Genomic DNA, 19,786 nt, shown 5'->3' with positions numbered 1-19,786 from the left:
TATTTTGGGAATGCGAGGCAACCAAGCAACAACACGCTTTTAACTCTGAAGCTCAACGACTAAAAAACATACTCGGCACGACACCAGACTGTGCGCCCATCTCCGGGCAAACGCTCCCCGACCGCCAACTCACTGCCTGACACCCGGTTATAGCCGGCCAAATGATCCTGATAGGCTTGGTCAAACAGATTGCTGACACCTGCCCGCAACGCCAGTGCCGTATCTGGCTGGAACACAACCTCAGCGCCGAGGATGCCGTACCCAGCGGTTTCCTGCTCCTGGTTCGTCTCGGAAACATCGTCCTGAGACATGTAGCCACGCCAATCCAGCTTCGCCTGCCACAGATCAGACTGATAAGCGCCATAGAGACTCATGTTGGGAGGTGACACTCGGTACAGGTTGTCATCAATGTCCCGTCGCTCTCCCCTCACATAAGTCGCCTGCCCGCCCAAACGCCAGCGGTGCGAAATATCCAAATGCCAAAGCAGGTCCAGACCATACAGCTCTGCATCCACGTTACTAAACTGAAGAGGCGAATCATCCCCCATCATCATGGCAACCTGCTGCACGACAGGATCCTCTGACGGGGTGCCCTGAATGTAGTCATCAATACGCTGGTAAAACACGCGGGGAGAGATCTGCCACTCACGACTCTGATAATCGACGCCGACATCAATTTGCCAGGCGGTTTCAGGATCTAATTCGACATCTCCGACATAGGTTTTACCATCTGCCAGTCCACCTGTGCTTTGCATCGGTAACCACAGATAGCGCTCCTGATAGGAAGCGGGTCGTTGTTTGACTCCCAGGCCTAATTGCCCCAACCAATTGTCGGCCAATGGGTAGCTGGCATTTAGCGCCAGATCCAGCATCCAATCTGACTGCTCACGATCCGAGTTGTTGAACCGTTCAACCAACTCCCGAATATTTGGATTCATCAGCGCCATCGAATGGCTGACCTCTCCAGAATCCGATTTCAGATATTTAATCCGGCCACCACTGACGATAGACCAATCATTTAGTTGCCCGTGCCATTGCGCAAACAGGCCGAGATGATGCTGGTCGACATCATTGAAATTATCGATGCGAAACAGGCTGTTGTTGGGGTTAGTGATCACGGCATCGTGGTTTTCACTCAGCAGGTCAAATCCTATCTGCCAGCCATCAATGGCACCGAAGTCATCACTCTGCTGCCAACTGATACGTGCATCCCAGGCGTCACTGTTTGCGTTGTTTTTACGATATCGAGCGGGATCTCCATTGCTGCGCATACGATGATTATCCATTGCGTGTTCAGCGTCCGAGTAGCCTATCTGCCACTGAATATCACTTGCGTACAGTTCATAGCGCCCCGAAAGGCCACTGCGATGCGTCAGGATGTAGTCAATATCCATCGGCAGCGCTGGGGTGCCTGCATCCTTGGTATTGAGATATTGATAATCCGCACCGATCTGGCCATTTGATAACTGGTGTTGGTAGTTCACACCTGCGCTGCGTTTGTGGTATTCCGTGGGTGATATTTCGCGTCCGTCGCCATCTTCCTGATCTTCCCGGCCACAGAGATCCTCGCCAAAGAGCAGTAGTGCATGATCATCCTGAGCCATCATTGAACGAAATGCCAACTCACTGGCGCCACCGTTATCCCGGTAACCACCGCGAAGTAAATGTTCACTGGTTAAGTCACCGGTAGCGGAGAACGCAGGCAGATAGAACTCGGCAGTCACAGCGCCCCCCAAAGTATTGAGCCCTCGAGACACAGGCGCCACTCCTCGGTCGACCACCAGACTTTGAATCAAGACATCAGGGGCATAACTCAGCGGCGCATCCATCGAGTTAGGGCCGGCGCCGACAACGGGACGACCAGCAACCGAAACGTTGACTCTGTCACCGTACAAACCTCGATATTGGGCGATCCCGGAAACAGGCCCGTTACGGTTAACGTCTGCCCCCGGTAGAGACTTTAACCACTCCCCCACATCGGCTGATGGTGCAACCTGCTCTGTCGCTACGCCAATGGAAAAAGACGATCTTTGACCATGAACTTCAATATGCTCAACCTGCTCGGCATAAGACAAATGACAGGTGACAAAAAGGGGCGAAATGCAAAGTAAGGAGTAACCCAAAGATAGCTTGCGAGGCATGATTAACAATATGTTTTAATTTGAAATAATGATGCTACATATTGCAAAGCTGACGCTGACCATTAGCAATGGAAAGTTGATGAAGTGCGACAATTTGTCGCACCTGCTGGCAACAATTGATTGCCTCTGGAGAGAAAGCTAAACGGCTCCTGGTTTAAGCAGTTCTTCGCTGACGGAGATAGGCGTGATCTGGCTGGGCGTCGCAAAGCAGCTACGATTTCGACCGCTGGCTTTAGCTTCATACAAGGCCATATCAGCACGTTTAAGCAGCTCTTCAGTCTCATCACCGGCAATGGCAACGGTCATGCCCATACTGACAGTGAATTTTGGCTCGTCCGTAAGCTTATGCAGCTTGTCCCGGATCCGCTCAACTAAAATCTCTGCACCTTCGCGAGGTGTCATCGGCATAACGATGACAAACTCTTCTCCACCAATGCGTGCAAGGGCATCACTTCTGCGCAACTGGCGTTTGACCACATCTGCACAACGCAGTAACACCTGGTCACCCACATCATGACCATGTTTATCATTAATGCGTTTGAACTTGTCGATATCAAAGGTTGCCAGGGCCAGTGGCTGACCGTAACGACGCTGGCGAGAGATCTCGTTACGAAGCAATTCACTCAGGTAGCGGCGGTTCCAACAACCGGTCAATGGATCCCGAAGCGACTTTTCACGCAACTCTACTTCAAGCTGTTTCTGCTCACTGAGATCGAGACAAGAACCCACATAGTTGGTGACTTTGCCGCTCTTATCCTGGATCGCATGGATCTCAACCAGCATGGGGTGATAGCGAGCATCCGCAAACTGACACCAGATCTCACCACGCCAAAACTTTTTATCCAGTAAGGTTTTGACCAGGCGCGCGTAGAAGATCGGGCTGTGTTCGGTGGACTTCAACATCTCTGGCGTTTCGCCAATGATATCCGCCTCTTTAAATCCGGTAATGCGCTCAAAGCTGGGATTGACATCCTGAACTCGGCCGAATGCATCTGTCACCACCACAGCAGACATCGATTCCACCATGGCTTCCGCCAGTCTGCGTTGATGTTGCCGCTTAGCACGACCGCCGCCAATGGCACCCACTATCAACGCGGCAAGAAGCGCAATACCAAACGTCATCGATAGATTGAGCCACAGTGTATTCAGTGCGGGCTTCGAATTAACCACCAGCCAGTTGTAGGGAATACGAATGATCATAAAGGTTGGGCCACGGAACCGGCTGCGAGACTCAAACCGGTTAAACACAAAAGTAGCGTTTTTCCCTTCATAGACTCCACTGTGCACCGTATTGGCGTCCTCAATCACCTCTTTCCAGGCGTCAGGGTATTCGTCCTTAAAGTTGTATTGACTGCGGGATGGGTAACGATCGCCATAGATGCGACTCATATCGGTATGGAAACGATAGTAGCCCTGCTCTCCTACCATCATCGGCTCACCGATGATCATATCCGGCAACTGCCTGATCCTCTCAATCAGATGCATGATGTTTATCTCGGCGTAGAGGTAACCGATACGCTGCAGGTTAAACTCCACTGGCGTAATGACTGGCGCAATGGCTTGAATAGGAAGGACGGGTAACCCTTGCTCAGTTTCTTCAAGTGCCGCAGGTGCATAATATTTTTCATTCGCTTCCAGTCGCTGAGCTTTATCAAACAGATCGTCACTACTGAAACGGCTAAGGTCTTTTGCAGGCAGTGGGTTCACCTGGTTTTCGCTGACACGATAAACGCCAAAGCGTTCGATGCCCTGCAAGTCAATAAAGCTCAACCTTTCCCAGGCTACCCCAGTTTCGAGTACAGAATCCCAGTGAACTTCCAGCTCCCGCTCACTCTGGTCTCCCGGCAGGACGAGTGCATCACGCAACAGGCGATGGCGGGAAAGAACTTCGATGGTTTGATTAATGCGGTCAACTTTGGAATTCAGCAACAGTTCTACTGCCGACATTTTGTAGGCGCCATTGGCTTTCAAGGTATCCAGCCTCAACTCCAGCACCTTGTGATAAGCGTGATAGCCAACAACAGATATCACCAAAGACAGGCCCAGCAGCGTGATCAGGAAATACACCAGGAACGCACGACCAGACCTCTGCTGCATAAGGCTACCTTAAGCTCGTTGAATTACCTAAATAGTAGACCGAATATCGGCGATTTCTCACCTTACTTTAGCCAAGTGTGATCAACGCTTGTTCCATTCTTTCAATAGCTTGCTCTAACGTCTCAGCAGTACAGCCAAAATTGAGTCGAATGAAATTCGGTGCACCAAAATCTCGCCCAGGCGACATACCAACCCCGTGCTTCTCAAAGAACTGCTGCGGGCAATCTAACTGCAGAGCACTGGCGTCGATCCAAGCCAGATAGGTTGCCTGAATATGCGCCAATGACAGGCCTGGCATATTTACAACGGCTTGTTGGATACGATCACGGTGACTGCGCAGGTAATCCAGCTGCGCTTCCAACCAGGCATCACCATGACGGTACGCTGCTTCAGCAGCGGTGTAACCCAACAAGTTAATATCCGGCACAATGCCGCGCTTTGCACGGATAAACTTCTGGCGAAGTTCAGGGTTAGGAATAATCGCAAAGGAGCACGCTAATCCGGCGATATTGAAGGTTTTTGATGGCGCCATCAGGGTCACAGTGCGATTGGCTGCATCTTCATTCAGGCTGGCAAATGGCACGTGTACCGCGTCTTTATCCAACAACAGATCACAATGGATATCGTCGGAACAGACGGTGAGTTGGTGGCGCTCAGCAATCTCGCGGATCGCTTCCAACTCATCGCGAGTGTAGACGGTACCGCCAGGGTTATGTGGATTACATAACAGCAGCAGCTCTGCCTCTGCGGCATGACGCTCCAGTTCGTCCAGATCCAGTTGCCAGCGCCCATCGATTAACACCATAGGGGCTTTAAGCAATTTACGTTTAGCCAGCAGTACTGAAGACATAAAGGGGGGATACACAGGGACTGGCGTGACGACTTTGCCGCCTTCTGACGCCATTGAGCGGGTCGTCACATTCAAACCACATACCAGCCCTGGTAGATAGACAATCCACTCAGGTTCGATAGGCCACTGATAAAGCCGCGCCATACGTTCAACAATGGTTTCAGTCAGCGAATCAGGCGCCAGGGTGTAGCCAAACACACCGTGGGAGATCCGTTGGTGCAGCGCATCCATTACCGCCTGGGGCGCCTGAAAGTCAGTATCAGCCACCCACATGGGCAATACATCCTGGCCACTGTATCGCTCCCATTTCTGACTGGCGGTCTGGCGACGGTCAACGTGTGTATCAAAAAGCTTCTTCATTATTACGATTCACTGTTGCTGGCATTTATTGCTTGCATGATAAGGAGAGTAGTGGCAAAAGTGTACCGCGTTACTTGTCACAAGTTGATAACAATAAGAAGGTACCCAGTGATCTGGATAGTGATAGCTGTAGGCGTTGCCGTGCTGGTGCTGCTTTATCTCTATTCCCGCAGCGAGATTCTAAAACGCGAGTTGTCCCAAAGTCGCCGCCAGGTAAAAGCTTACGTTGGACACAGTGCTGCTCAGGAAAAGATGACATTAACCATCATTAAAGAACTGCAACTGCTGGCACTGGCGCAGATAAAGCGGCAACCAGAGAAAGAAGATACGGCCTGGCGCATCCTGATAATCGACAAGCTACTCGATGTGTGCGAAGACTGCCTTAAGAAAAAATTGCGGCCTAGTGAGTTGTTTATCGTTCATGAAAAACGTGGGCTCAACACCATTGCATTGGAGGAGTGGCCAGTACACGTTGCCCGTCAATCTGACGAGTTCCAACAGCAATGGCGAGCAGACACGATAGAATCTTTTATTCAGTGTTGTCGCCTGCTGGCGACCAACAGCGCGGTTAAAACGTCAACTAACAGCACCCAGACAGCACAAGTCTGATACTTATTCAGCCTGGCTGGCAGCCCTGCCAGCCTCACGTCTTTTCTGTTCCGAGTTTGACCCGTCGAAAGGTTCGCGGTTACTCTGCGGCGAGACCCTAACATCATTAATTAATGAGGACTTATGTCACTGCTTCGTCAACTGATTTGTATTTTACTACTGGGTGCTTGTGGGCACGCCGTGGCCCAGGAAGCCAAGATCCCCGATGACAAGCAGGCCGCCATCATTAAGCTGATGGAGATCACTGGCTCAGACCAGATGGGAATGATGTTTGCGGATATGTTTATCAATCAAAGCGCCAAAGCGATGCAACTTGCCTATCCAGATATTCCCGCTCGCGCGATCGATGTTATCGCTGATGAAGTCAATAAAGTGGTAGGCGAAGAACTGCAAACCGGTGAACTGCAGCGTTCATTGATGCCGATTTATCATCGTCACTTTACCCTGGAAGAAATTAACGCACTGATCGCCTTTTACGAATCACCCGTGGGTCAGAAGTCGATTAGAGTCATGCCACAACTTACTCAGGAAAGTACACTGGTGGGTCAGTCATGGGCACAGGCACTGAGTGGCAAATTGCAGCTAAGATTAAGCCAGCGCTTCCAACAGGAAGGACTGCTGCCATCAGCGCAAAAGCCAGCGCAATAACTGTCCGGAGACACAATGCCAAAGGAATCCCAGCTCAATGAACAGATGATGGCGACGATCCATGATCATCTGGAGCAGATTGTTGAGCGCGGACGTTTTGCTGGCATTGATGATGTCGGATTGGACTGGGCCTGTTACCACCCCGAACAGGCCACCAAAGCCATTCTTCTGGTGAATGGTCGGATCGAAAGCCATTACAAATACATCGAAACTATCTATGACTTTGTCATGCGTGGTTACGCGGTGTTTACCTACGACCATCGTGGTCAGGGGGCGTCGGACCGACTGGCCCACAACCGTCACCTTGGCCATGTAGATAAGTTTGATCATTACCAGCAGGATCTGGCCCAGCTATGTGACCACTATTTGTGGCCAAGGGGCTATCAACAGGTTTATCTGGTAGCGCATTCCATGGGCTGCTGCGTTTCTGCTCAGTATTTGGCGGAACACCGCCCTCCGATTGAACGCACGGTATTCTGTTCTCCCATGTTTAAGATCCACAGCGGCCACCTGCCCTGGCATCTGGCCAAATGGATAGTCCACGCCTGGTCGGCTGGCAGTCGGAATCTTTGTCAGTGGTTTGGCGGTGAGCCCGGCTATTTTCTGTTTGGCAGTGGTTACAAAGACAAGCCATTTGAAACCAATCTGCTTTCTCACTCAGCCATCCGCTATCAGGCATTTCGGGAACTTTATCAACGAAATGAAGATCTACAGCTGGGTAGCCCATCCGCGCATTGGGTTGAGCAGGCTGTGCTCGCCTGTCAGCAGGTGATTAAGCAGGCAAGCCAAATACATATACCCATTTTAGTGATAGAAGCCGGTGCCGATCGCGTTGTAGACAAACAGGGAGTAGCAGCATTTGCAGCAACGGCCCTAGACTGTCGCCACCATACAATCGAAGGCGCGCGCCACGAGCTGTTTCTTGAATCCGACAACTATCGACAACCCACACTGGACACGCTTTTTGAGTTTATTGACTAGCTAATCTCACTTATCAGTGCTGAGCTGCACTGATTTTTCTTAGGAGAGTTTTCATGATCAAAGCCATTGTCTCCGACCTCGACGGCACCCTGTTAAATGACCAGCACACCGTAGGTAGCTATACCCAACATGTGATTGACACCCTGACCCAGACACGGGATATGAAGCTGATTTTGGCATCAGGTCGTCCTTGGGCAGACGTTGAAATGATCCGCCAGAAACTGGCAATGGAGATGTTCTTGATCACCAGCAACGGCGCGCGGGTATACGATCGCCAGGGCCAGTGCATCTTTCGCCATGACATTCCTTCTCATCTGGTGCAGGCACTACTGGACGAACCCACGTCGGATCAGGCCAGGATAAACATCTATCAAGACAACGATTGGTGGGTGACAGAGGCAAACCCAGAAATTCTTAAGTTCCACAAAGATTCAGGTTTCAAATACCAGATCACCGACCATGACAAACTGCCAACCGAGCATGTTGCCAAACTGTTTTGGCTTGGCGAACATGAAGAGCTACTGGATATCGAGAGACGACTGAAGGAAAAACATGGCGACGCCCTAAGTATCGCTTTCTCGCTACCCATCTGCCTCGAAGTGATGGCTGGTGGCGTATCTAAAGGAGAAGCCTTGCGAGTCGTATTGGAAGCCAAGGGGCTGAATACGGACCAGGTCATTGCATTTGGTGATGGACTCAATGACCAGCATATGTTGGAAGTGGCAGGTCACGGGGCGATCATGGAAAACGGTTCTCCCGAGCTCAAGCGGCGTCTTCCTGGACTACCTGTCATCGGTAAAAACAGTGATGAAGCCGTTGCCAGATATCTGGAATCTCATTTTTTACAGCAAGGCTGTTAGCCAAGAATCGATAAGTAGCGACTATTCAAGAAGTTACTAATTTGGCGTGATTGTGACCGCATTTTGTCACAGTTACGCTACAAATTGACTCAAATTTGAGCTGAATTATGGTAGATTTGCCCCCACGTGCGGCACAATAGGCCCGTTTGATTCGACGAATACAGGACTCTGGAAGTCAAGATGCTCCGGTTTTTACTATTAATTTGCCTTACATTTTCTTATTCGGCACACGCGAAAATCTATCAGTGCCGGGACGGCTCGTTCCAGGATACACCTTGCGGTGATGAAACTGGAACGGGCAAAGAGGTTAATGTTCTCGCTGCCCCTGGCGCCCAGCCAAAAGCAGAGATCTGGGGTGGGTTGGAAGATCCAGCCGCTGCCGATGCGCCTGTTGTGCATACCACTAAAGGCCATCAGTGCCGCATGGATTATCAAACTCGCTCTGCAATCCAGGATGGCATCCGCTCCTGGAGCGTTCGCCGCTGTATGACGATGGCACAGGTACGCAAAGTCAGTCGCGGACTCGACTTCAATGAGTTCAGTCACGTCAACGGCGAAGGTTCGGAAGTCGTCGAATGGGTATTCAAAGATTATCGCCCCAGACGCGTCGTTTTTATCGAAGGTCTGGTTGTGGATATGCGCTAAGCGCATATCCACCCTCATACCCCACCAATCTGTATAATATTTAATCGCTTTTACACAACCTCCCCCCACCGTCGCAATATCTCCCTCAAGCCCTTGAAAAAGTGCCTTATTAGGCAATACTTCTTCTATCGTCTTTGGCTTAATTCATTGATGTATTGAAGTTTTTGCATAGATTTCAGGGAGTATTTTTATGTTGGTGCCGGTGCACTTGGCTGATCAAAATATCATTGCCCTTGTGGTCGATAATCAGGAAGCGATGCGGAAGATCACCAGTGAGCAACTGCGAAAACTGGGCATCAAAGAGGTTGTACACGCAAAAAACGGCGCAGATGCACTTATTCAATTGGCGAAACGCAGAGTAAACATCATTCTCAGCGACTGGAATATGCCGCAGATGAGTGGGTTTGAACTGCTTAAAAAGGTCAAAGAGTCTGAAACAACCGCACACATCCCCTTCATATTGATCACCGCCGATGCCGAGCGTGAGCATGTACGCCAGGCAATACAGATGGGGGTGACCGACCTGCTGGTAAAGCCCTTTACCACCGGAGATCTGCGTAACCGGGTTCTCAAGGCCCTGACAGGAAAAACCAAAACGCGTAATGCAGGCAGCGCTGCGGGCGGTAAATCAGACAAAACCAAATCTAAACAGGCTGACAGTCAACCTACCATCTTGGTTGTGGATGATACCCCCGAGAACCTGATGCTGATCTCAGGCCTACTTAAAGATGATTACCGCTTACTGCTGGTAAAAGATGGCGCCAAGGCGATCGAAATCACCCAATCAGAAACGCCACCAGATCTCGTACTTCTAGACATTATGATGCCAAAAGTGAGCGGCTATGATGTTCTCAAGGCAATGCGCGGGCATCCTCAGGCAGAACATATTCCGGTCATTCTAATTACCGCACTGCATGATGTTGAACATCAGCTAAAGGGCTTAGATCTCGGTGCGGTCGACTATGTCAAAAAGCCAATCGAGCCGCCGCTTTTAAAGCTGCGAGTCCGAAATTTAATGCGCCATGTGATGCACCACAAAGCGATTCAGGCAGACTACGACACCATGCTGGAGAATCGTTCACTGCAGCACGATGTTGATCGGATCCTGAAACACGACCTCAAATCCCCACTCAACGATATTATGCGAATCACTGAGCAGGTCTCTACCCAGCGAGGCCTGCCACCCGATTCAGTAGAGAAAATTCAGCAGATAGACAACCTGACCCTGCATCTTCTGAACATGGTTAACGTCTCATCTGAGCTATATAAAATTGAATCTGGCCAAGTGGGCTTTGAACCCAAGCCATTTGAGATTACAAAACTTCTGCAAAAACTCCACGATCAGGCAAAAGCCACCTATGACAATAAGCGATTGATGCTGTTTCTCGATGCAGACGAGGAGCTGGCGACACAGAAGCTAAATGGCGATCCACTCTGGTGTTACTCCATTTTTTACAATCTGCTCAAGTTTGCCTGTGAAGAAGCGCCTGAAAAAACCCAGGTCACCATCACCTTGACCAAGCAATCTGACCTGAAAATCGCAATCAACTTCTTTGGCTTACTCAGTGCAGAAAGAGAAGTCAGCTTCTGGGATAAGGAGTCCAGTCACAGTTATGCCATAGGCAACTACACGGCCAAAATGCTGACCGAAACACAGGGCGGTTCAGTTAGTCTGCTGCCCAACAAAGAGAACCGGACAACGACCATCGAAGTTAATCTGCCCGCGGTAGGAAGATAGCAGCCATGGCTGAGGCAATGACTCCCTATTTACTCATCGGCTTATTGCTGCTACTTGCGTTTGCAATCAATGTCTATGTGCTTTACCGGGCCAGCGTGCGTGGCGTCAAATCCAAACGGCAGAGTACTCGCCTGAAAATACTGGGTAGCAGTGCCGGTTTGCTGCTGTTCGCCATGATCCTTCTAATATCTCTGGTCGGCCTGTCGACATCTAAACAGCGCCTGCAGACTCAGGCAGTCAACAGTTTGGTCGCCGTCAGTGGCACCATGGAAGCGGCACTGGAAAACTGGCTGGATGGCTGGGAATTCAGAGTTGAATCGGTTGCCCGTTTCCCTCTGATTGAGGAAAGGGTTGAGAGACTGCTGCAAGTCCCAAACACCACTCAAGCATTGATCGCCAGTGAACCGCTAAAGCAGCTTAGACATAGCTTTACCAGGGTACGAAAAGCTTTTGGCGACTTAGGCTTTTTTATTATCGCACCGAGCCGAGTCAACATTGGCTCTATGCGTGATGGCAACCTTGGGCAGATCAATATTATTGACCGCTATTACAGCTCGCTGCTGACGCGCGCCTTCAACGGCGAAACAGTACTGATCCCACCAATGCCAACCGATGTTCCCTTGCCACTCACCGATGGAGAATTAAGCCACGACGTACCAACCATGTTTATCGCTTCTCCTGTTCGCAACAAAGCGAACCAGGTGATTGCGGTACTTACGCTGCGGATCGATCCTATTGTGGAATTTGGGCAATTAGCCTCGAGTGGCAGCTTTGGTGAAAGCGGTGAATCCTACTTCGTTGCGGCAGACGGTCACCTGCTCTCCCCCAGCCGTTTCGAAGAGGATTTGATGGCTATGGGGCTACTTGCTGCAGACACCAGCTCCGTTCTTAATATCACTCTCACAGATCCCGGTAGAGACTTGCGCCTCAGCCCTGCCACGTTTAAAGAGCGAGCCAATCAGCCATTAACTGTTAGCGCGGGGAGTATCGTTGCCAGAGAGTCTGGCAACTACGATACCGCCTATCGCGATTATCGTGGTATTCCTGTACTGGGCGCTTGGCGTTGGAACGACCGACTAGGTGTTGGCGTTGTAAGCGAAATAGATCAAGAAGAAATCCTAGAAAGCTATCACGAGCTTCGCAACATTATCGTCGCTATTATCATTGCGATCGTCCTGGTGTGCGTGTTGATGGCAGTGGCGATGTTTGTCATCGGCCGCCAGATCAACCGACGGTTGCATATCGCCAACACAGAGCTGGAAGTACGTGTTGATGAACGCACATCAGAGCTGAAGGACAGAGAGTCCCGTCTTTGGCAGCTGTATGAAAACTCACCGGTCGCTTATGCCAGCCTGCAGCATGATGGTCGATTTATCAAACACAATGCCGCGTTTTCCCAGCTACTGGGATACCCCAGAGACGCGTTCGACAGACTCTCCTGGCCAGAAATTCTACACCCAGATCTCACCGATGAGATCACCGAAATAAGCCAGTGGTGCAACGACCAGAAGATCACCGATAAAACAATTTGGCTTAAACATGCTGACGGCCACGCAGTTACTGTGTCTGCGTCTATCCGTCGTGATGACAGCGATAAGGGACAGATATACAACTTGTCGCTTTTGGACATCACAGAGCGTGCCAGGGTGTTGGATCAACTGGCTGACAATGAATACCAGATGCGCACACTGACGGAGAACATTCAGGGCGCCATCTTCCGCTACACAATTGAGAACAATGACCTGGTTCATGCGGTCGCCTCATATATCAGCCCACGATGGGAAACCATCACTGGATTCCCGGTAAAAGACTACCTAGGAAAACTACCCAAACGGAAACTGTCAGAAATTATCCATCCGGATGACCAGCATCTGTTACCCCAAGCGCTATACGCCGCTCAACAGTCGAGAACACCAGTGGAAGCCAGTGTTCGCATCTTTCACCAAGGCAAGACACTGAAACATGTTCGCATTAATGCGATTTTCAATTTCAATGCCGAAGGGGAAGCAACGCTGTTTGACGGCACCATGTTTGACGTCAGCCGCCAAAATGAATTACTGCATCAGCAACATGCTGCCGAAGCGAAAATTCGTAACATCCTCGATACCGTGCCCGACGGCATCATAGTGATAGACAGGCAAGGCACAGTGCAGACATTCAGCCCTGCAGCAGAGCGTATTTTCGGCTACAGCGCCGAAGAGGTGGAAGGCCAGAACGTGAAGATGCTGATGCCGGATGACATTGCGTCCAGGCATGACGATATTCTTGCTGACTATCATCCAGGCAATTCTACCAGCGTCGTGAACAATGAGCGTGAAGTTTACGGGCGCACAAAGGCCGGCCATGAATTCCCTATGAGCCTGATGGTGGGCGAATCTCGGCGTGGCGATGAACTCTTTTTTACCGGTATTGTTCGCAACATCACCCAACGTAAAAAAGCGGAAGAGAAACTGCGCGAGAGCGAAGATCGAATGGATGCCGCGGCGACCGGCGCAGGTTTGGGGTTATGGGATTACTACCCAACCACCAATGTAGTAATGGTCAACCAGCATTGCGCACGCATGTTGGGCTACGAGCCGATTGAGCTCCTAAAAACCAATGAAAAGTGGTCTCCCATTCGCAATGGGTTGCAAGGTCTGCAAGCCTTAATGCACCCTGATGACAAAGACCGCTCCAATCGGAAACTGTCTGAGCTGACTCGTAATTGTGAAGCCAAATATAACACCGAAGTAAGACTGCAAAACAAGGCCGGCGAATATCGCTGGTACTTGAGTTTGGGCCAGGTGTCCGAAACCGATTCACGGGGACGAGCTCTGCGTCTGACCGGTATTTTCCTCGACATAGATGAACTGAAAAAACTGCAGAACGAGCTGTCTGGGGCGAAAGAACTCGCCGAAGCGGAAAAACGCAAAGCGCAGGAGGCAAATCAGGCAAAATCTGACTTCCTGGCCAATATGAGTCACGAGATCCGGACGCCGATGAATGCCATTATCGGTATGTCTCATCTGGCTCTGCAAACAGCACTGGACAACAAGCAGCGCAATTACGTTGAGAAAGTAAACCGCTCCGCCGAAGCCCTGCTCGGGATCATTAACGATATCCTCGATTTCTCGAAGATCGAAGCGGGCAAGCTGGATATAGAAGCAACCCCCTTCAGACTCGAAGACGTACTGGGCACCCTCGGCAATCTGGTGGGTCTGAAAGCGGAAGAGAAAGGTATCGAGTTACTGTTTGATATCGAACCAGATCTGCCTACTGCATTGATTGGCGATCCACTCAGGCTCGGCCAGATACTTGTGAACTTGGGTAACAACGCAGTGAAGTTCACCGAGTCTGGCGAGGTCGTGGTCAGGGTAAAAATGCTCTCTTCGAGTGACGAACGGGTGAGACTGGATTTCGCCATCAAAGATACCGGCATCGGTATGACACCAGAACAACAGGCGAAGCTGTTCCAGCCATTCACACAGGCTGACAGCTCTACAACACGGAAACATGGTGGCACTGGACTGGGCCTGGCTATTTGTCGCAAGCTGACTGAGCTGATGGGTGGCGAGATCCAGCTTGAAAGTGAGCCCCACGTCGGCAGCACCTTCAGTTTTGATATCGACCTGGGTAAACAGGATATCAGTCAGCAGCCCCGATTGATGGGCGAAAAAGAGATTGCCCTGCTCAACGTATTGGTGGTCGATGATAATGCCAGCGCCCGAGAAATACTTAGCAGCCAACTGACACGTTTTGGTTGTAATGTCGCTTCCGCCAGCACAGGTAAGGAAGCGATTTCCCTAGTCCATGAAAGCCAGTTCGATCTGATATTAATGGATTGGCGTATGCCTGGCATGGACGGTGTAGAGGCGGTCCGAACCATACAGGCAGATGATCAGATTTCACCTCAGCCTAAGGTAATAATGATCACCGCCTATGGCCGAGAAGAGCTTTCCGCTGCCGCTTTTGGTATTCAGATCCACGGTCTGTTGACCAAGCCTCTAACCTCATCCTCCTTGCTTGATGCCCTGATGCGAGCCATGGGCCATCAAGTGGCAGAAGTAACACGCAGCCAACAGCTCAAAGATGAGTCTCAGGATTCAATCAAACGATTACGTGGCGCCAAAGTCCTGGTTGTCGAGGACAATGAAGTCAATCAGGAGTTAATCGAAGAACTGCTGACTCAGCAGCAGATCTCAGTAACCCTGGCAGAAAATGGCGAGCAGGCCATTTCAGTGCTGGAAGAGAACAGCTTTGATGGCATCCTGATGGATTGTCAGATGCCCGTCATGGATGGCTACACTGCCGCCAGCCTGATCCGAAAGAACAGCGCCTGGTCCACCCTGCCGATACTCGCCCTTACCGCCAACGCCATGGCGGGAGACCGCGAAAAAGCAGTCAAAGCCGGTATGAATGACCACATACCTAAGCCGATAGATGTACAAGAGATGTTTGCCACCATGGCCAGGTGGATAAAACCTGCCAACCCCATCGTTTCGGACGAAGCTGAAACTGCAGCAAGTGCAGCTGGCTCGAAGGAAATAACATCACTACCTGACCTGCCCGGCATAGACACCGCGGATGGGCTGGCAAGGACACAAAACAATCACGATCTCTATATTCGCCTGCTGACCAAGTTTGCCAGCAGCCAGGCTGAAATGCCCGAACGCTATCTGCAGGCCTGGCAGGCGGATGATCAGGAGCTGGCTGTCCGGGAGGCTCACACCCTTAAAGGGTTAGCGGCCAGCATTGGCGCCAATTCACTGGCAGAACAAGCCGCGTCATTGGAACATGCCGCACAGTCAGGCAAACGAGCCAGTGACATACTGGAGTTGGTCCGAATGCAATTGGCGCCGGTATTAGAAGGCATAAGTGCTATTAGCGTGCCTGCAGAAGAGAGTGAAGTTGCGACGGAAAAGCAGACGGCCGGAGTCCGTACGTTTGATCGTGACGAGGCACTGGAAATGCTGGTCACCATCGAGGAGATGGTCGCCAATTACGATACTGAAGCGGCTGAGTATTTGCAGACAAATAAAGACAAACTCACCAACTCGGGTCTGTCAGCACAGATAAAGGCATTAAATAATGCCATCGATGATTACGATTTTGATGTTGCCCAGGAAACGGTGCAACAAATGAAGGCAGCTGTTGAATCAATGGACTAACAAGATAAGTAGCGGGGTAGCAGTGTGGCAACAGACAAAGCAACAATTCTGGTGGTGGATGACACGCCAGAGAACATCGATGTACTCGCCGGTTTACTACGTGATGATTACAATGTAAAAGCGGCTAAGAATGGTGAAATTGCGCTTAAGATTGCCCACTTGTCACCGCCACCTGAACTGATCCTGCTTGATATCATGATGCCCGGCATCGATGGTTTTGAAGTATGCCAGCGGTTAAAAGCCGACCCCGTTACCCGTCATATTCCAGTGATTTTTGTTACCGCCAAAATCAGCCCAGAAGACGAGATCCGAGGGTTGGATTTGGGTGCCGTGGATTACATCACCAAACCTATCAGCCCACCTATAGTTAAAGCCCGCGTCAAAACCCATCTGGCCCTGTTTAATCAAAACCGCGAATTGGATCGGAAGGTTAAAGCTCAGACCGAAGTGATCGCCGATACCCGCCAGAAGGTTATTGAGCGACTGGGTCGTGCCGCGGAATACAAAGACAACGAAACCGGTATGCATGTTGTACGCATGAGCCACTACTCGCGCATTTTGGCACTGGCCGCTGGCATGAACGAAGCAGATGCTGACCTGCTGCAAGCAGCAGCACCTATGCATGATATCGGCAAGATTGGTATTCCGGATCGCGTACTGCAAAAGCCGGGCAAGCTGGATGCCGAAGAGTGGGAAATTATGAAAACCCATGCTGAGATCGGTGGTGAGATTTTGGGTGATGATGAATCTGAGCTATTGCAACTGGCCAAACTGGTCGCGCTGACCCATCACGAAAAATGGGACGGCTCAGGCTACCCCAAGGGCACCTCAGGTACCGATATACCATTGGAAGGGCGCATCGTCGCCATTGCCGATGTATTTGATGCCCTTACCTCAACACGCCCCTACAAAGAGGGCTGGCCGGTGGAAAAAGCAATCGGGCTGCTGGAAGAGGAAGCGGGTAAACACTTCGACCCTAAACTGGTTAAGCTGTTTATAGAGAACCTGCCTAAGGTACTGGAAGTAAAAGAGTCATTCCTCGATTAGTTTAAAACGACAATAAAAAGGGCGCTGGTAGCGCCCTTTTTAGTTTGTGTGACCAGAAACCTTACTCTTGATAGAGCACTGTCACTGCGGTGCCTTCGGCAACGATGCTACCAGTGACCTGACGGCCATTACCCGCTGCCGGGTCAGATTTCTCCATCGCCACCCTCCAAGTACCTGCAGGCAGGTTGTAGGTGTAGTTATCTGAACTGTTATAGATGACGATAATCTCTTTCCAGCTATCACCGTGGTAGCCCGCTGAGATACGATTCACCAACACACCATAACGAGGACGCTCTGAACGTACATCGTTGTTAATTGCGTCCCAACTGGTCAGCCTGAAACCAGGGTGGGCGTTACGCATGGCTATTACATCCTGGTAGTAAGCAAAGATGTCGGCGTTATCCTGCTTCCACTGCCAGTAATACTGGTTTATAGAATCTGGAGAGCGGTAACTATTATGGTCTTCCTGCTTATCACGCATGATCTCAACCCCCCCATGCAGGAATGGGATCCCCTGACTGGTCAGCACAATGCCATTTGCAAACATCTGGATCCGGCGCAGGTAGTCTGAGTCGCGGGATACACCCGCAATATCAGCCCACTGTAGGATCTTGTCGCGCAACGCCAGATTATCGTGGGCAGAAACATAGTTAATGCTCTGCTCTGGATCCATCGCAAACATAGGATCCCAGGTATCTATCGGCGCGTTGCCATCAGCGTTGGTGTAGCGGATCGCACCGCGGCTGCCCACCTCAATGCGCCACATGTCCGGATTGTTGTTGAACGCGTAGCAGTCACCGTCATTACAGCCACCGTTATCGTTCTGGCCCTTAATCGCTTCGCGGAACTTAGGATTAAATACACCTACACGCGCATCAGCGATGCGACCTATGGTACCCAGTCTCACACGCTCAGGCTCACGGGGATCAGAAGCGTATCCATTCCAGGGTTCGCCATAGATAAGCAGGTTACGATCAGGGAAGGTTTCGTTCAGATGACGACCCCATTCCCCCACTTCGTCGTAATCAAAAATACCGATCAGATCGAAACGGAAACCATCAATGTTGTATTCACGAACCCAGTACTCCAGCGAGTCACGGATCATGCGGCTGACCATAGGAACATTGGCATCAACCGAGTTACCGGTGCCTGACAGATCCGTATCTGTGTAGTACTGACTGCTGATGTTTTCGAACATCTCGTCACTGTAGGTATGGTTATAAACCACGTCCATCACCACACGAATGCCAGCTTTATGGAACTCATCCACCATGGTTTTGAATTCACGGGCACGGTTTTCATAGTCAAAAGGCGTTTGTGAATAACGCTCTTCTGGCACATTGAAGTTGCGCGGGTCATAACCCCAGTTGTAGCAACTTGTATCGTTAACGTCAGGACATGAACCAAAGTCATACACGGGCAACAACTGAACATGGGTGATACCCAGCTCTTTAAGATGGTCGATACCTGTTTTCAGGCCATTTAACTGTGTGCCTGACTCCACCATACCGAGGAACTTCCCTCGTTTGTCAGCACTGACACCTGCGCTTTCATGAATAGTGAAATCGCGAACATGTACTTCATAAATGACGGCATCTTCACGGGCATTAAACGTTGGCCGCGCACTCCAGCCAGCTGCTAGATCGGTTTGAGCCATATCCATCACAATATTGTTCTGGGTATTTGGCTCTACCATCTTGCCGTAGGGGTCGCGCACCGCAATGCCGTTGATAACAAATTGGTAAGGCTTCAAGCGATGGTCGCCATCTACCGTCACCTGATACACCTGACTGTAGCCTTCGAAATCAGGCACCAGCGACATGGCATGAGACTCACCGTTCAGGTTGAGCACCACATCGCTGTGATCCGGGGACCAGATAGAAAATACGGTTTTATCTGCGCTATAGACCGCACCTAAGGTTTCGGAGTCACTGCCACCACAGTTAGTCTGGCATGGCTGCAGTGCTTCCAGAGAGTATTGGCGGGTTTGGTCGTTGACCGTGATCCGGTATTCGCCAGATTGCGCGAAGAAGATGTCGCCACCAGTTTGTTCCAGTACGCCATCGGCATTGTTATCGCCAAAGTTATATGACCAATCACCATAGACATCGAACTTGAAACGCTGATTGGTCTGGCCATCGAAGGTCACATCCAACTGCCAGGTATAATCGGCCACCAGGGCCATGGCGCCAGCAGCCCAGCCATTCGGTGTTCCTCTGAAGTTTAGACTGGCAAAGGTCTTAAGATAATCATCCGGCTGCTGCTGACAACTGGCGACAGGATCGACCTGGAATTGCTGAGTATCAGTGAAGAAATGGATCTCATAACTCTGATTACCCGCAACGGTGTAATCCTGGTTTGGATAGTTTTCCTGCCAGTTTCCGTAGCGGTCAATCTTAAATCTGGGTCCACCATTGCCATCACCACTGTTAAAGCTTTGACAGGTGACATATTCGGTAGCGCTAACCTGCTCCATCTGCGTGGTCTGCCAGCTATTAGGCGTCCCTCTAAAGAACCAGTCAGCATGGGCTGCCGAACTGGCAAGCACTGCGCCTACCATGGCAGCTGAAGCGCACAGCCTCAGCCCCATGAAATCTCTTTTATCCATTATCTTATCCTTTGTGTTTAACGTTTTTTAACAGCGTCATCTGTATCGTTTTTCT

At 50.6% G+C, this 19,786-nt stretch carries 12 protein-coding genes; 8 read left to right on the top strand and 4 right to left on the bottom strand.

Annotation, left to right across the window (positions count from 1 at the left end; translation table 11 throughout):
• Nucleotides 1-59: 59 nt before the first annotated feature.
• From ABEA14_RS13650 to ABEA14_RS13640, 3 genes are all read right to left on the bottom strand, one after another.
• Entirely contained in the window at nt 60-2,141 is a 2,082-nt protein-coding gene (locus ABEA14_RS13650) for a TonB-dependent receptor (RefSeq protein WP_345340583.1), read from the bottom strand.
• 138 nt (nt 2,142-2,279) lie between these two features.
• The gene (locus ABEA14_RS13645; protein WP_345340582.1) at nt 2,280-4,238 is read right to left on the bottom strand and encodes a sensor domain-containing diguanylate cyclase; all 1,959 of its coding nucleotides are present in this window, start codon (nt 4,236-4,238) and stop codon (nt 2,280-2,282) included.
• 67 nt (nt 4,239-4,305) lie between these two features.
• Entirely contained in the window at nt 4,306-5,448 is a 1,143-nt protein-coding gene (locus ABEA14_RS13640; protein WP_345340581.1) for a MalY/PatB family protein, read from the bottom strand.
• A gap of 108 nt (nt 5,449-5,556) precedes the next feature.
• Here ABEA14_RS13640 and ABEA14_RS13635 point away from each other — a divergent pair, with 108 nt between their 5' ends.
• The 8 genes from ABEA14_RS13635 (at nt 5,557) to ABEA14_RS13600 (ending at nt 17,123) form a co-directional block, all read left to right on the top strand.
• A complete protein-coding gene (locus ABEA14_RS13635; protein WP_345340580.1) occupies nt 5,557-6,057 on the top strand; it encodes a hypothetical protein in 501 nt (166 codons plus the stop codon).
• A gap of 123 nt (nt 6,058-6,180) precedes the next feature.
• Nucleotides 6,181-6,705 (top strand): DUF2059 domain-containing protein, encoded by a 525-nt coding sequence (locus ABEA14_RS13630; RefSeq protein WP_345340579.1) that lies wholly within the window; start codon nt 6,181-6,183, stop codon nt 6,703-6,705.
• A gap of 15 nt (nt 6,706-6,720) precedes the next feature.
• Nucleotides 6,721-7,686 (top strand): alpha/beta fold hydrolase, encoded by a 966-nt coding sequence (locus ABEA14_RS13625; protein ID WP_345340578.1) that lies wholly within the window; start codon nt 6,721-6,723, stop codon nt 7,684-7,686.
• 53 nt (nt 7,687-7,739) lie between these two features.
• Entirely contained in the window at nt 7,740-8,546 is an 807-nt protein-coding gene (locus ABEA14_RS13620; protein ID WP_345340577.1) for a Cof-type HAD-IIB family hydrolase, read from the top strand.
• Between the two features lie 180 nt (nt 8,547-8,726).
• A complete protein-coding gene (locus tag ABEA14_RS13615; RefSeq protein WP_345340576.1) occupies nt 8,727-9,191 on the top strand; it encodes a hypothetical protein in 465 nt (154 codons plus the stop codon).
• Nucleotides 9,192-9,381: 190 nt separating this feature from the next.
• A complete protein-coding gene (locus tag ABEA14_RS13610) occupies nt 9,382-10,929 on the top strand; it encodes an ATP-binding response regulator (RefSeq protein ID WP_345340575.1) in 1,548 nt (515 codons plus the stop codon).
• A gap of 5 nt (nt 10,930-10,934) precedes the next feature.
• Nucleotides 10,935-16,076 carry a PAS domain S-box protein gene (locus ABEA14_RS13605; RefSeq protein ID WP_345340574.1) on the top strand — a complete coding sequence of 1,714 codons (5,142 nt, stop codon included), beginning with the start codon at nt 10,935-10,937 and terminating at the stop codon, nt 16,074-16,076.
• Nucleotides 16,077-16,100: 24 nt separating this feature from the next.
• Nucleotides 16,101-17,123 (top strand): response regulator, encoded by a 1,023-nt coding sequence (locus ABEA14_RS13600; RefSeq protein WP_345340573.1) that lies wholly within the window; start codon nt 16,101-16,103, stop codon nt 17,121-17,123.
• Between the two features lie 61 nt (nt 17,124-17,184).
• Here the strand turns inward: ABEA14_RS13600 and ABEA14_RS13595 are convergent, their stop codons facing one another.
• Nucleotides 17,185-19,731 carry an alpha-amylase family glycosyl hydrolase gene (locus ABEA14_RS13595; RefSeq protein ID WP_345340572.1) on the bottom strand — a complete coding sequence of 849 codons (2,547 nt, stop codon included), beginning with the start codon at nt 19,729-19,731 and terminating at the stop codon, nt 17,185-17,187.
• Nucleotides 19,732-19,786 lie beyond the last annotated feature (55 nt).

Source organism: Corallincola platygyrae (genome assembly GCF_039544265.1).
GTDB lineage: Bacteria > Pseudomonadota > Gammaproteobacteria > Enterobacterales > Neiellaceae > Corallincola > Corallincola platygyrae.
The sequence above is the reverse complement of the archived record's forward strand: the minus strand, read 5'-3'. Positions and strand labels throughout refer to the sequence as shown.